Raw genomic sequence first — 13555 nt, 5'->3', positions numbered from 1 at the left:
GGGGTGACTGACGCAGCCACCGACACCACAAGCGAGGCCGCCACCGACGGCGGCAAACCCCCTTTCGTATCCCGGTCAGTCCTGGTCACCGGCGGAAACCGGGGGATTGGACTGGCGATCGCGCAACGGCTGGCCGCCGACGGCCACAAGGTGGCGGTGACGCACCGCGGATCCGGGGCGCCCGAGGGGCTGTTCGCCGTCGAGTGCGACGTCACCGACAGCGACGCCGTCGATCGCGCCTTCACAGAGGTCGAGGAGCACCAGGGTCCGGTTGAGGTGCTGGTTTCCAACGCCGGCGTGTCCGCGGATGCGTTCCTGATTCGCATGACCGAGGAGCGGTTCGAGAAGGTCATTGACGCCAACCTCACCGGGGCGTTCCGGGTGACTCAGCGGGCAGCTCGCAGCATGCAGCGGAAGAAGTTCGGCCGGCTGATCTACATCGGTTCAGTCTCCGGCAGTTGGGGCATCGGCAACCAGGCGAACTACGCGGCCTCCAAGGCCGGTGTGATCGGCATGGCCCGCTCGATCGCCCGAGAGCTGTCCAAGGTCAACGTGACCGCGAATGTGGTCGCCCCGGGTTACATCGACACCGATATGACCCGAGCCCTGGACGAGCGGATCCAGGAGGGGGCACTGCAATTCATCCCGGCGAAGCGGGTCGGCACCGCCGCCGAGGTCGCCGGCGTGGTCAGCTTCCTGGCGTCGGAGGACGCGAGTTACGTCTCCGGTGCGGTCATCCCGGTGGACGGCGGCATGGGCATGGGTCACTAAGAGCAAGAGGGGACGAAACAATGGCAGGACTGCTGGAGGGCAAACGGATCCTGGTGTCCGGGATCATCACCGACTCCTCGATCGCGTTTCATATCGCCCGGGTGGCCCAGGAGCAGGGCGCGCAGCTGGTGCTGACCGGTTTCGACAGGTTGCGGTTGATCCAGCGGATCACCGACCGGTTGCCGCAGAAGGCGCCGCTGCTGGAACTCGACGTGCAAAACGACGAGCACCTCGCGACGCTCGCGGATCGGGTTGTCGAGGTGATCGGTGCCGGCAACAAGCTCGACGGCGTGGTCCACTCGATCGGCTTCATGCCGCAAAGCGGGATGGGTATCAACCCGTTCTTCGACGCGCCCTACGAGGACGTGTCCAAGGGTATCCACATCTCCGCGTACTCCTACGCTTCGATGGCAAAGGCGCTGCTGCCCATCATGAATCGCGGTGGCTCCATCGTCGGCATGGACTTCGACCCGAGCCGGGCGATGCCGGCCTACAACTGGATGACGGTCGCCAAGAGCGCACTGGAGTCGGTCAACCGCTTCGTGGCCCGCGAGGCCGGTAAGTACGGTGTGCGCTCGAACCTCGTTGCCGCCGGGCCGATCCGGACGCTGGCGATGGCGGCAATCGTCGGCGGTGCGCTGGGCGAGGAGGCCGGCGCGCAGATCCAGCTGCTCGAGGAGGGCTGGGACCAGCGCGCTCCCATCGGCTGGAACATGAAGGACCCGACGCCGGTCGCCAAGACCGTCTGCGCGCTGCTGTCGGAGTGGCTGCCCGCGACCACGGGTGACATCATCTTCGCCGACGGCGGCGCACACACCCAGTTGCTCTAGCCCGCATGGAATTTGACGCTGTCCTGCTGCTGTCCTTTGGTGGGCCGGAGGGGCCCGAGCAGGTGCGGCCGTTCCTGGAGAACGTCACCCGGGGCCGCGGTGTGCCGCCCGAACGCCTCGATGCGGTGGCCGAGCACTACCTGCATTTCGGTGGCGTCTCACCGATCAACGGCATCAACCGAGCGCTGATCGCCCAGCTACAAGCCGAACTGGACCTGCCGGTGTATTTCGGCAACCGCAACTGGGAACCTTACGTCGAAGACACCGTGAAAGCCATGCGCGACAACGGGATTCGTCGTGCCGCCGTATTCGCGACATCGGCGTGGAGCGGCTATTCGAGCTGCGCGCAGTATGCCGAGGACGTAGCCCGGGCACGCCGGGCGGCCGGCCCAAATGCGCCCGAGCTGGTCAAGCTGCGGCCCTACTTCGACCATCCGCTGTTCGTCGAGATGTTCGCCGCTGCCATTGCTTCGGCTGCGGCGACCGTGCCCGCTGACGCAAGACTGGTGTTCACTGCGCATTCCATCCCGGTGGCCGCCGACCAGCGCTGGGGGCCTCGTCTCTACAGCCGCCAAGTCGCTTATGCCGCAACCCTTGTCGCAAATGCCGCCGGATATGGCGACTATCACCTGGTCTGGCAGTCGCGCTCCGGTCCGCCGCAGGTTCCCTGGCTGGAGCCCGACGTCGGCGACCACCTCACCGCGCTGGCGAACGCGGGTACCACCGCGGTGATCGTCTGTCCCCTCGGATTCGTCGCCGACCACATCGAGGTGGTGTGGGATCTCGACCATGAATTGCGTTTACAGGCACAGGCATTGGGCATCGAGTTCGCCCGGGCCGGCACTCCCAACGCCGATCGGCGGTTCGCCCGGCTGGCTGCGGATTTGATCGACGAACTTCGCTATGGTCGCGCGCCGTCGCGGGTCAGCGGCCCCGATCCGGTGCCCGGCTGCCTGGCCGGCATCAACGGTGAGCCCTGCCGGCCGCCGCATTGCGTTGCGCGCGAACTGGAGCTCAGTCCGACCAAGCCGAATGCAGGATCGCGCTGACGGCCGCGATCCGCGCGGAGCGCACCACCGCGGTCAGCGGCCGCAGCGCGTCGAACGCAGTCTGTACTTCGGATGACGACTGCGCTTGGATCGGCTCGAGACCGGCCGTCAGGCGCGGGGTGAAGCGGTCCGCGGCGGAATCGGGCAATCGGCTGAGGCCGGCGCTGACCGCGATGATCGCGTCGACGTGTGCGGCGTTCTCTAGCACCCGCAGTGCGCGCGACGGCGCATGGTCGGGAATGCGGTGTTGCCGTGCGGATTCCAGCAACTGCTCGACCAGGCCGCGCGGGTTGGCGATGCCGGCGGCGCTAGGGCCCGTGCCGATAGCGCCCAACGCGTCGGCAGCCGAGCGCACCGCGGTCCGCAGGGCGTATTCGGCGTCGCCCAGTTCGTAGGGGTCCAACACCGGGGTACCGGGCAGCGAATACACCATCCACGACAACGCACCCAACTCGGGTAGGGCCGCATCGTCGTCGGCAGTCTGTTCGGTGTCGCGGTAAGAGAACTCGGGGACCAGCCCGATAGCCGTGCCGGGATCATCGGGATTGGTGATGATGATGGCTTCACCGGCGGCCAGCGCGTCCCGCTCGAATTGTGTTCCGGCGGATAGCCCGCGCACATCGCCCGGCACCGGCAACACCACGTTGATCGTCGCGCGTAACCGATCCGGCGGGCCCGGCGCCGACGTCCGTCCCCGGCCTGCGGCGGCGCGCAGCGTTGACAACAGCGACACCGTTCCCGCGCTATCGACGTCCGGCCATGGCAGACCGGTATGGCCGGCCGCGACCGCGTCATATGCCGCTACCGATTGCGTTGGCGCCCAGAGAGATAACGCATCGAGAAGATCGTCGGGCGCAGCCTTGCCGGCGAGCCAGGCGTTGGCCCACATCGAAAGCGTTGCGCTGGGACACCACATGATCTCGCAGTGTAGTTGTTGGGCACGGTTGTCGGGGATCACGCGTATTCTGTGCGCATGCCCGTCGCCCTGATCTGGCTGATCGCAGCGTTGGTGCTCGCCAGCGCGGAGGCGCTGACCGGCGACATGTTCTTGCTGATGCTCGGCGGTGGCGCGCTGGCGGCAGCGGGAAGCAGCTGGCTGATGGACTGGCCGGTGTGGGCCGACGGCGCGGTGTTTCTGATCGTGTCGGTTCTGTTGCTGGTGCTGGTTCGGCCCGGGCTGCGGCGGCGGCTGACCCCCGGCAAAGGCGTGCCGATGGGCGTCAAGGCGCTGGAGGGCAAGAGCGCTCTGGTGCTGGATCGGGTCGCCCGTGATGAAGGCCAGGTCAAAATCGACGGCCAGGTGTGGACGGCACGTCCCCTGAACGAGGGCGACGTGTTCGAACCGGGTGATTCGGTGACCGTGGTGCATATCGAGGGAGCCACCGCGGTCGTCTTCAAAGACGCGTAGCAACTGGAGAAAGGAATCCCGGTGGAAGGTGCCGTTGCCGGCCTGGTGTTTCTGGCCGTTTTGGTGATATTCGCCATCATTGTGGTGGCCAAGTCGGTTGCGCTGATCCCGCAGGCCGAGGCCGCGGTGATCGAGCGGTTGGGTCGTTACAGTCGCACGGTCAGTGGGCAGCTGACGTTGTTGGTGCCGTTCATCGACCGCGTCCGCGCCCGGGTGGACCTGCGTGAGCGGGTGGTGTCGTTTCCGCCGCAGCCCGTCATCACCGAGGACAACCTGACCCTCAACATCGACACCGTGGTGTACTTCCAGGTCACCGTTCCCCAGGCCGCGGTGTACGAGATCAGCAATTACATCGTCGGCGTCGAGCAGCTCACCACCACTACGCTGCGCAACGTCGTCGGCGGCATGACGCTGGAGCAGACGCTGACTTCCCGCGACATGATCAATGGCCAGTTGCGCGGTGTGCTCGACGAGGCGACCAACCGGTGGGGCCTGCGGGTGGCTCGGGTAGAGCTGCGCAGCATCGACCCGCCGCCGTCCATTCAGGCATCCATGGAAAAGCAGATGAAGGCCGACCGGGAAAAGCGGGCGATGATCTTGACCGCCGAGGGCACCCGGGAAGCGGCGATCAAGCAGGCGGAGGGGCAGAAGCAGGCGCAGATTCTTGCGGCCGAGGGTGCCAAACAGGCCGCGATCCTGGCCGCCGAGGCCGACCGGCAGTCGCGGATATTGCGTGCCCAGGGTGAGCGAGCCGCGGCCTATCTGCAGGCGCAGGGGCAGGCCAAGGCCATCGAGAAGACGTTCGCGGCGATCAAGGCTGGCCGGCCGACCCCCGAGATGCTGGCCTACCAGTACTTGCAGACGCTGCCGGAGATGGCCCGCGGCGACGCGAACAAGGTATGGGTGGTGCCCAGCGATTTCAGCGCGGCGCTGCAGGGCTTCACCAGGTTGTTGGGGACGCCGGGGGAGGACGGGGTGTTCCGGTTCGAGCCGTCTCCAATCGAGGACCTGCCCAAGCACGCTGCCGACGGCGACGACGACGAGGTCGCCGAGTGGTTCTCCACCCAGCCCGACCCGACGATCGCCCAAGCCGTGGCCAAGGCCGAGGCGATAGCTCGCACACCGGTGGAAAATCCGTTGGGTCCGCCGCCGGAGCTGCGGCGTTAGGAGCAGCTGATGGGCATTGTGACCTCACCGAAAACCTATGCGGCGCTGGCGGTGTTTCAGGCCGGCGATGCGGTGGCATGCGCGATCCCACTGGCACCGATCGAGAAGTTGCTCGACGACCTGGGTGTGCCGGCCGGCGTTCGTCCGGTCCTGCCCGCGGCCAAGGCTGCCGCGGCCGTCGGACTGCTCTCGGCCACCCGGTTTCCCGCGCTGGCGCGATTGACCACGGCGATGCTGACGGTGTACTTCGTCTTGGCGCTGGGCGCCCATGTTCGGGCGCGCGACTTCAGTGTCACCGCGATTCCGGCGGCCATGTTTCTGGCGGTGTTCGCGGTGATGACGGCCAAGGGGCCGGACCGGGTTTAGCCGAGGCGCAGCTCGACCAGCGGCAGCGGAGTGCCGGTGTCGGTGATCGCCGTGCCGAGAGTCTGCTCGAGTGCCGGCTTCAGACGTCGCCAGGCCCGCGGATGGTGGTTGCGGTAGGAGGCCAGCGCCCGGTCGGCCTGCGCCTGGTCGAGTACACGCGCCGTGGCCGCAGCGGGGGCGCGGCTACCGGCGTAGACCCGCACGTGCGGATTGGCCTCGATGTTGCGGAACCACTGGGCTTTCCGGCCGAAGCCGGACGCGACGACGTAGGTGTGCGGATCGGGATGATTGACCACCTCGAGCACCACATTGCGGCGGGCACCGGACTTGCGGCCGATGTGTTCGAGCATCAGGATCCGCGATCCGAACAGGGCGCCTGCGCGTGCGCGATAAATCCAGATGGGCGCGCGCATGAGCCTGCGGGAGCGCAACAGCCGTGCGCCGGCCCTGGCTAATAGGGACATTGTTCCCCTCCATTCCTCCATCAGGTACCGCGTAGTCCGTCGCGGTAAATCGAAAGCACCTCCCCCGCCCAGCGCTGCATCCCCGAAGCGGCGAGCGGGTCCACGCCGAGCACCTCGATCAGCCGTGGTCGTAGGGTCAGCAGTGCCAGGTCGTTGACCAGTAGGAAGGCGGCCCGTATCTCGGGATCGGTGCCAGGACTGGCGGTGCCGGCGGCCACCATGGCGTCCAAAGCGGCTTTGCTGAGCAGAAAAAGGCGTTCGAACAGCGTCGACCCGGCCGGACCCCCGTCGATCAGCATCCGGCTCAGGTATCCCGGTATGGCCGAATCGGGTGGCAGGTGGCGGGCCAGGCCGTCGAGCAGACCGGGCACCGCCGCGGGGCCGAGGTCCGATGCCCCGGTCTGGTCGGTGATTTCGGTCAGCAGCACGTCGAAGGTCGCGACGACCTGAGTGTCGACGGCCTCGATCAGACCGTCCTTCGAGCCGTAGTGGCGGATGACCAAGGCCGCCGACACTCCCGCCGCGGTCGCGATGTCGCGCATCGTGACCGCGGCGGGGCCGCGCGCGGCGAACAGTCGCAGCGCCTCGTCACGGATTCGGGCTCGCGCCGTGCGGTCGTCCGGCTGAGGTAAACGCACGTTTACAATTATAAACGATCGTTTACGCCGACGATTCTTGGGGTGCTGCTTGGCGACCGCTCAGGGGCGGGGTGTCGGCGAGGTTTGCGTGGACGGCGGCGGTCCGGGTGGCTGGCCCGGCGCTCCCGGCGGTTGGCCGGGGCCGAAAGGCCCCGCCTGGGGTGGCGCCGGCGGTCGTGGACCCCGCGGCACGCCCAATGGCCCGGGCATCGGCCGGAAACCTCCCGCGACCGGTCCAGGTGGGCCGCCGGGACCGGGAGGAGGCGGTTGGCCGTGGCTGAATGCTTGCCCCGGCATTGGCATGGGCCCCGACCCCGGGGGAGGTGGCGGTGGCCCGACGCTGATCAGCCAGGCAAATGCGATCGCAGCCACGCTGCCGGCTGCGCCCAGGATCAGGCCCGCAACCCCGGCGCCGATCAGCGCGGCCAGCGAGAAGCGGCGGCGCTCGCGTCCGGGGTCGGCGAGCACCGCCGGCGGGGGTGCGACAGGTGCGGGAGTTGCGACAGGGCCGGTCGTGCTGGTGTTTTCGTCGGCGGTCATACGGCTCCTCACGTCGTCGATTTCTATCGGTGTGCTCGGTAATCGCGACGGTAACGGCCGTACTTGAAGTGGACCTGAAGAAACGTGTTTGCTCGAGCGGTTTACTGACCGGGCGGCAACGGCGGCAAGGGCGGCGCCGGCGGCGCTGCAGGGGAGCTGCTCGGCGTAGCCGTCGCCGCCGTGGTCGGCGCTGCCGGCGGTGCCGGGGGATTACTCACCGGTGGCGTCGACGACAGCCCGGGCGGATATAGCGGAGCAGGCAGCTCGACCCGAATTTTCCAGGTGACGCCGGTTACCGCGAAGACGGCGAGTGCGCCGATCGCCAAACCCGCGACCGTGGCGCCGATCACCACGCCGGTGGAATGGCGCCGCCCGGCTGCGGCTCCGGTCGCCGGTGGCGGTGGCGGGTTGGTGTGGTGGGCGGTCATGCTGGCTCCCATGTCGGTGAAATTGGTTGGGACAAACGTGCGTGCTTCGGATTGATCTCAGCACCGCACGTTAACAATGGAGCCATGACCGATCGTTCGCGCCCGAACCGCGTCGCAGGTCGTCCGGCGAGGCGCATCGGTCGGTTCAGTGTCGGCGCACCACGAGTGCTCGTGGTCGAGGACTCCGAGACCATCCGGGAAATGGTCGGTGAGGCATTGGCAGATGTCGGTTACCACACCGAAACCCGTTGCGACGGTGAAGGTTTAGAAGAGGTCCTGGAGGGCCTGCGGCCGGATCTGGTGGTGCTCGACGTGATGTTGCCGGGCCGCGACGGCTTCGACCTCATCAACGTCATCCAGGCGTGGGGCGACATCAGCATCGTGTTGATCACCGCCCGCGACGGCCTGTCCGACCGGTTGCGCGGTCTTGACGGCGGCGCCGACGACTATGTGGTCAAACCTTTCGAACTCGCCGAACTGGTGTCACGGGTGGGCGCGGTGCTGCGGCGGCGGGGCCGGTTACCGCGCGTGGTCCAGGTCGGCGATCTGATAGTCGACGTCGACGCCGGAGTCGTCGTACGCGACGGCCATCAGCTGGAACTGACCGCCACCGAGCTTCGGCTGCTCGACTTTCTCGTGCAGCAACGGGGTCGGATTGTCAGCGCCCGTCAGATCCTCAACGCGGTGTGGGGTTACGACGCCTACGACACCAATTTGGTGCAAGTCCACGTCAGCAGTTTGCGGCGAAAGCTCGAGGCCCATGGCCCGCGGATGCTGCACACGGTTCGCGGCATCGGATACCGGCTCCAACAACCACGGTCATGACGGCCACCCCGACGGGACCCGCGGTCGATCCGGCTACCCCGACGCCGTCGTTGCAGGGCCGGGTGGTGCTGCTGGTGGTGGCGCTGCTGGCGGGGCTGCTGGTGGTGCTGGGTGTCACCATCGACGTCAGCCTGGGGCTGCAGGCTCGACGAAATCTGCACGACCGGCTCGTGGCGGCCACCTCACGCGCCGATGCGCTGGTGGCCGCGCACACGTCACCCGAACTGCTTGCCGCCCAGCTCAACGGGGGTAGCGTGCGGGCCCTGCTGGTGACCGCCGACGGCAGCGCCTACGGTGATCGCAGCATCAGCCCCGCGACCACCGCGGGCCCGGTGGTTCCGGCGCCGCCCGGCCTGCCACCCGACGCCACCGCAACGGCGGTGGTCCACCCGTTGCCGGACGGTTCCCGGCTGATCCTGGTTGCCGACACCACGCAGACCACCCAGGTGACCCGCCAGCTGCGTCAGCTGATGATCGCTGCCGGTCTGGGAACCCTGGTGGTGGCGGCGCTGCTGCTGGTCGTGGTCAGCCGGGCGGCGCTGCGGCCGTTGGACCGACTCGCTGCGCTCGCCCAGGACATCAGCACCGGCGACCGCGGTCGTCGACTGCGCCCGGATCGCACCGATACCGAACTCGGCCGGGCCGCAAGCGCTTTCGACGGCATGCTGGACGCATTGGAAGCTTCCGAACTGCGGGCCCGGCAAGCCGCGGTATCGGCGCAGCGAGCCGAGAGCGCGACCCGGCAATTCCTCGTCGACGCCGCTCATGAACTGCGCACCCCGATCGCCGGAATCCAGGCCGCCGCCGAACAACTGGCCGCCAGCGCCAGCCGGCACGAGTCCGACGCCGTGGCGCGCGGTCAGTACCGCCGCGCCACCCTGTTGTTGTCGGAGGCCCGCCGGGCCGGTCGGTTGGTCGCCGACATGCTGGATCTGAGCCGTATCGACGCCGGACTATCGCTGGATGTGCACGACACCGACCTGGGTGGCATTGTCGACGCCGAAGTTCACCGGGCCGCCATGCTGGCGCCGAACCTCACGGTGAGCCGGACCGGGCTCAGCTCGCTGACGATCGCGGCGGATCCGACGCGGGTGGCGCAGATACTGTCCAATCTGCTTGACAATGCCCGCAGGTATACCCCGGCGGGCGGGTCCATCACCGTTGAGTTGAGCGCCGGCGGCAAAGTGGCCGAGGTTACCGTCACCGACACCGGCCCCGGCATCCCCGATGACGAGCGCTACCGCATCTTCGAACGCCTGGTGCGTCTGGACGCTGGACGCGCCCGAGACCACGGTGGCGCCGGGTTGGGCCTGCCGATCGCGCGGGCGCTGGCTCGGGCACACGGCGGCGACCTGGTGTGCTTGCCGCATGATGGCGGCGCGCAATTCCGGCTCACGTTGGCTGCGGTCGCCGACCTTTAGACGGGCGAGGGGCGTCGACCGGCGATATCAGGGCGGCGTTTGGCTCGGTACTACGGGCCGTGCCGGCGTCGGCGTGAAACCGATTGGCACACCGGCGGTCTGGGTCGTCACCCGGTTGTGGGTGCCGGCAGTAGTTCGGCGATCAGTGCACGAACACGTGCGGTGATGTCGTCGCGGATCGCCCGCACGACGTCGAGGGGCTGGCCGGCGGGGTCTTCGAGTTTCCAGTCGCGGTAGGACACCCCGGGGAAGTACGGGCACGCGTCGCCGCAGCCCATGGTGATCACCACATCGCTGGTCTGCACGGCCTGAGGGGTGAGCGCCTTCGGGGTTGCCGAGGTCAGGTCGATGCCCAGTTCGGCCATCGCGACCACAGCGACCGGGTTGATCCGGTCAGCGGGTTCGGTTCCGGCCGAACGGACTTCGATGCGGCCCTCGGACAGCCGGGTCAACAGGGCGGCGGCCATCTGGGAGCGGCCGGCGTTGTGTACGCAGACGAACAACACGCTAGGCGGGTCGGTCATGAGGGCAAGCTTTCCGCCGGACGGGTCGGGGCCGGCGGTGACGGGAAGAGCCGCGGCCGCAGCGCCAAAGAGACGTACACCAGGGCGACCAGCACGGGCACTTCGATCAGCGGTCCGACCACCCCGGCCAGCGCCTCACCGGACGAGGCGCCGAAGGTGACGATCGCCACCGCGATGGCGAGCTCAAAGTTGTTGCCGGCGGCGGTAAATGCCTGCGCGGTAGTTCGGGCATAGCCAAGCCGCAACGCCAGTCCCAGCCCGTAGCCCCCGGCCCACATGACGGCGAAGTAGGCCAGCAGGGGTACCGCGATCCGGGCGACGTCCCATGGCCGGGTGGTGATCTGATCACCTTGCAGGGCAAAGAGAATCACGATCGTGAACAACAGTCCGTACAGAGCCCAGGGCCCAAGTCGGGGCAGCAGCCGGGTCTCATACCACTTCCGGCCCTTGGCGCGTTCTCCGAGCCGACGGGTCAGGTATCCGGCGGCCAGGGGGATACCGAGGAATATGAGCACGGATTTGACGATCTGCCACGCCGAGACATCGATGCCGGTTTGCGGCAGGCCGAGCCAGCTGGGCAACACCGAAAGGTAGAACCACCCCAGCACGGCGAACATGACGACCTGGAACATCGAGTTCAGTGCGACCAGGACGGCGGCGGCTTCGCGGTCACCGCAAGCCAGGTCGTTCCAGACGATGACCATGGCGATACAGCGGGCGAGCCCGACGATGATCAACCCGGTCCGGTAGTGCGGCAGGTCCGGCAGCAGCAGCCAGGCTAGGGCGAACATGACCGCCGGGCCGACCACCCAGTTCAGCAGCAGTGAACCGGCCAACAGCCGACGGTCGGCGGTAACGGCGTCGAGCCGGTCGTAGCGGACCTTGGCCAGCACCGGATACATCATGATCAGCAGCCCGGCGGCAATGGGCAGCGAGATGCCATCGACTTGCACAGTGCTGAGCAGCCCGCCCAGGCCGGGGATCAGCCGGCCCAGTGCCAGCCCGGCGGCCATCGCCAACCCGATCCACACCGGCAGAAATCGATCCAGCGTGGAAAGCCGGGCTGTATCAGTCACCGGGCTGTCGCCACTGCGGTCGCGGGGACACCGGCCAGCAGCTCCGAAAGCTCGGCGAGCACCTCGGGCACCACGGCGTAGTAAACCCAGGTGCCGCGGCGCTGCGAGGTCAACAGCCCGGCTCCGCGCAGCACCTTGAGGTGATGGGAGATGGTCGGTTGACCAACCCCGAGCGCGTCGAGACCATCGGTGATATCGCACACGCAGGCCTGCCCGCCGGCGTGGCTGGCTACCGCCGAGAGCAGCCGCAGCCGTACCGGATCGGACAGGGCCTTGAACCGGGCCGCCATTACCGCTGCCGCCGGGGCGCTCAGCGGTTCGGCCACCAGCGGGCTGACCTCACAACAGGGATCGCCAACGCCAGACGGCTCAGCCTGCTTCGACATACGTCGATATTGACAGTTATCGAATCAAGGCGCAACCGGGCAGTCGGGAAGTCAGCAGCACGACGTCGCCGCGGCCTCGGCGCCGCAGCACGTAGCGTCCTCGTCGCCGGGGTGAGCGGGGCTGGCGCCGAAGGTTTCGGAGTCGGCCAGCACGGTGTAGACCTCCCAGCGTTCCCCGCCGGGGCCGGTGACCCAGACCTTGTCCTGGGTGGCAAAACAACAGGTGGTTCCGATCTCCTCCTCGGTGAACATGCCGGCCTCGGTCAACCGGCCGATTTCGGCATGCACCGTTGCGCTGGAGTCGACCTCCACGCCGAGATGGTTCAGGCTGCCACCGGAGCCGGGGTTTTCCAGCAGCACCAGTTTCAGCGGCGGATCGGCGATCGCAAAGTTGGCGTAACCCGGCTTCACTTTCGCCGGTTGCGCGCCAAACAGCTTGGAGTAGAACGTGATCGCGCTCTGCAGGTCATCGACGTTGAGAGCCAGTTGCACACGGGACATCGGAAACAACCTCCAATGGGTTAGACATATATCGAACTGATGCCGGTGCCCATGATGCCACCTTTTTGATATATGTCAAGAAATCTGGCATGGTGGGATCATGCCTAAAGCTTTGCCCGTGATCGATATCTCCCAACCGGTGTGCTGCGCTCCCGTGGCCGCGGGGCCGATGAGCGACGACGACGCCCTCGAGGTGGCATTGCGGCTTAAGGCCTTGGCCGACCCGGCCCGGGTCAAGATCATGTCGTACCTGTTCAGCTCCAGCGCGGGGGAGGAGACCAGCGGCGCGTTGGCCGCGGCCCTCAGCCTGTCCGACGGCACGGTTAGCCATCACCTGGCCCAGTTGCGCAATGCGGGCCTGGTGATCTCCGACCGTCGCGGCATGTATGTCTTCCACCGCGCACGCCCGCAGGGCCTGCAGGCACTGTGCGCGGTTCTGGACCCGCGCTGCTGTAGCTGAACCGGTCGGCTGGACCCGAACGCGGGCTAGCGGGTGGCTATTGCCATGTCGCGATGGGCGGCGTTAGCCGGATCAGCCGGTCATTCCGGGTTGACCGGCGGTGCCGTTAGGACCGAGGCCACCGGCTTTGCCATCCGCGCCCGCCTTCCCGTCGGGGATCCCATTGCCGCTATGGCCACCCGCCCCGGCCTGGCCGGCGGCCCCGCCGGCGCCACCGGAACCTCCGGTACCGCCGCCACCGGCTTCGCCGGCATCACCGGAGTGGCCGAAGATCCCGCCGGCGCCGCCGGCGCCGCCATTTCCGCCGTGGCCGCCGTCGCCCCCGGCACCGCCTTGCCCACCATCACCGGCGTCTCCGCCGTTACCGTTTGCTCCTGCGGTGTCGAATTGGGCGCCGGCACCGCCATTGCCGCCCATGCCGCCCTGACCGCCGACAGCGCCGTCGCCGCCGGTACCGCCGGCACCGCCTCGCCCGCCGAAGCCGCCGTTGCCGACGAGCCACCCGCCGTGGCCACCGGCACCGCCATTGCCGCCCATTCCGCCCATGCCGCCGGGCGCGCCCATGGCGCCGTCACCTCCGGCGCCACCATTGCCCCCCGCCAGTCCGTCGATCGTTCCGTGTGGGCCTGGGTCGCCATCCGGCAGCCCGAACCCGTCCCCGCCTCGGCCCCCGGAGCCGCCGGCCTGCCCGTAGCTGGTGC

16 protein-coding genes and 2 pseudogenes are annotated in these 13555 nt (G+C 68.0%); 9 read left to right on the top strand and 9 right to left on the bottom strand.

Annotated elements, in window-relative coordinates; translation table 11 throughout:
* Window positions 1-3 precede the first annotated feature (3 nt).
* From fabG1 to BST40_RS19920, 3 genes are read left to right on the top strand one after another with little or no spacing between them, the layout of a single operon-like run.
* Window positions 4-771, top strand: a complete 768-nt coding sequence (gene fabG1 / locus BST40_RS19930) for a 3-oxoacyl-ACP reductase FabG1 (protein ID WP_075546084.1) — start codon at window positions 4-6, stop codon at window positions 769-771.
* Window positions 772-791: 20 nt separating this feature from the next.
* Window positions 792-1601, top strand: a complete 810-nt coding sequence (inhA, locus tag BST40_RS19925; RefSeq protein WP_075546085.1) for an NADH-dependent enoyl-ACP reductase InhA — start codon at window positions 792-794, stop codon at window positions 1599-1601.
* Window positions 1602-1606: 5 nt separating this feature from the next.
* Window positions 1607-2650 (top strand): ferrochelatase, encoded by a 1044-nt coding sequence (locus tag BST40_RS19920; protein WP_075546086.1) that lies wholly within the window; start codon window positions 1607-1609, stop codon window positions 2648-2650.
* On the opposite strand, the gene BST40_RS19915 is transcribed toward BST40_RS19920, so the two are convergent.
* On the bottom strand, window positions 2616-3566 hold the full coding sequence (locus BST40_RS19915) for a hypothetical protein (RefSeq protein WP_075546226.1): 951 nt from the start codon (window positions 3564-3566) through the stop codon (window positions 2616-2618). The genes BST40_RS19920 and BST40_RS19915 overlap by 35 nt on opposite strands.
* A 57-nt stretch (window positions 3567-3623) precedes the next feature.
* Between BST40_RS19915 and BST40_RS19910 the strand changes: the two genes are divergently transcribed.
* Genes BST40_RS19910 through BST40_RS19900 form a run of 3 tightly spaced genes read left to right on the top strand, consistent with a single transcriptional unit; the run spans window position 3624 to window position 5591 of the window.
* A complete protein-coding gene (locus BST40_RS19910; RefSeq protein ID WP_075546087.1) occupies window positions 3624-4058 on the top strand; it encodes an NfeD family protein in 435 nt (144 codons plus the stop codon).
* Window positions 4059-4079: 21 nt separating this feature from the next.
* Entirely contained in the window at window positions 4080-5225 is a 1146-nt protein-coding gene (locus tag BST40_RS19905) for an SPFH domain-containing protein (protein ID WP_083155225.1), read from the top strand.
* Window positions 5226-5234: 9 nt separating this feature from the next.
* Window positions 5235-5591: a DoxX family protein gene (locus BST40_RS19900; RefSeq protein ID WP_075546089.1), complete on the top strand. Its 357-nt coding sequence runs from the start codon at window positions 5235-5237 to the stop codon at window positions 5589-5591.
* On the opposite strand, the gene BST40_RS19895 is transcribed toward BST40_RS19900, so the two are convergent.
* The 4 genes from BST40_RS19895 to BST40_RS30200 all read right to left on the bottom strand — a co-directional run bounded on the left by BST40_RS19895 (window position 5588) and on the right by BST40_RS30200 (window position 7661).
* Entirely contained in the window at window positions 5588-6055 is a 468-nt protein-coding gene (locus BST40_RS19895; RefSeq protein WP_075546090.1) for a nitroreductase family deazaflavin-dependent oxidoreductase, read from the bottom strand. The genes BST40_RS19900 and BST40_RS19895 overlap by 4 nt on opposite strands.
* A gap of 20 nt (window positions 6056-6075) precedes the next feature.
* Window positions 6076-6693 carry a TetR/AcrR family transcriptional regulator gene (locus tag BST40_RS19890; protein ID WP_075546091.1) on the bottom strand — a complete coding sequence of 206 codons (618 nt, stop codon included), beginning with the start codon at window positions 6691-6693 and terminating at the stop codon, window positions 6076-6078.
* A gap of 60 nt (window positions 6694-6753) precedes the next feature.
* A complete protein-coding gene (locus tag BST40_RS19885) occupies window positions 6754-7233 on the bottom strand; it encodes a hypothetical protein (protein WP_082275303.1) in 480 nt (159 codons plus the stop codon).
* A gap of 101 nt (window positions 7234-7334) precedes the next feature.
* On the bottom strand, window positions 7335-7661 hold the full coding sequence (locus tag BST40_RS30200; protein ID WP_158006319.1) for a hypothetical protein: 327 nt from the start codon (window positions 7659-7661) through the stop codon (window positions 7335-7337).
* Between the two features lie 84 nt (window positions 7662-7745).
* Here BST40_RS30200 and BST40_RS19875 point away from each other — a divergent pair, with 84 nt between their 5' ends.
* The gene (locus BST40_RS19875) at window positions 7746-8486 is read left to right on the top strand and encodes a response regulator transcription factor (RefSeq protein WP_075546094.1); all 741 of its coding nucleotides are present in this window, start codon (window positions 7746-7748) and stop codon (window positions 8484-8486) included.
* Window positions 8483-9907, top strand: coding sequence for a sensor histidine kinase (locus BST40_RS19870; protein ID WP_083155222.1), 1425 nt, complete (start codon window positions 8483-8485; stop codon window positions 9905-9907). The genes BST40_RS19875 and BST40_RS19870 overlap by 4 nt, the downstream gene beginning before the upstream one ends.
* A 107-nt stretch (window positions 9908-10014) precedes the next feature.
* On the opposite strand, the pseudogene arsB reads toward BST40_RS19870, so the two are convergent.
* The 3 genes and pseudogenes from arsB to BST40_RS19850 all read right to left on the bottom strand — a co-directional run bounded on the left by arsB (window position 10015) and on the right by BST40_RS19850 (window position 12394).
* Window positions 10015-11507: pseudogene (gene arsB / locus BST40_RS19860) on the bottom strand (ACR3 family arsenite efflux transporter).
* On the bottom strand, window positions 11504-11893 hold the full coding sequence (locus tag BST40_RS19855; RefSeq protein WP_075546098.1) for an ArsR/SmtB family transcription factor: 390 nt from the start codon (window positions 11891-11893) through the stop codon (window positions 11504-11506). The pseudogene arsB and the gene BST40_RS19855 overlap by 4 nt, the downstream one beginning before the upstream one ends.
* A gap of 51 nt (window positions 11894-11944) precedes the next feature.
* Window positions 11945-12394: an ArsI/CadI family heavy metal resistance metalloenzyme gene (locus BST40_RS19850; protein ID WP_075546099.1), complete on the bottom strand. Its 450-nt coding sequence runs from the start codon at window positions 12392-12394 to the stop codon at window positions 11945-11947.
* 100 nt (window positions 12395-12494) lie between these two features.
* Here BST40_RS19850 and BST40_RS19845 point away from each other — a divergent pair, with 100 nt between their 5' ends.
* The gene (locus BST40_RS19845) at window positions 12495-12854 is read left to right on the top strand and encodes an Rv2640c family ArsR-like transcriptional regulator (RefSeq protein ID WP_083155220.1); all 360 of its coding nucleotides are present in this window, start codon (window positions 12495-12497) and stop codon (window positions 12852-12854) included.
* A 72-nt stretch (window positions 12855-12926) separates the two neighbouring features.
* Here BST40_RS19845 and BST40_RS32605 read toward each other — a convergent pair.
* A pseudogene (locus tag BST40_RS32605) lies at window positions 12927-13555 on the bottom strand (hypothetical protein); the annotation flags it as partial.

The sequence above is a fragment of the Mycobacterium persicum genome (assembly GCF_002086675.1).
Classification (GTDB): domain Bacteria; phylum Actinomycetota; class Actinomycetes; order Mycobacteriales; family Mycobacteriaceae; genus Mycobacterium; species Mycobacterium persicum.
Note: the sequence above shows the minus strand (reverse complement) of the source record. Positions and strands in the feature narration are given on the sequence as shown.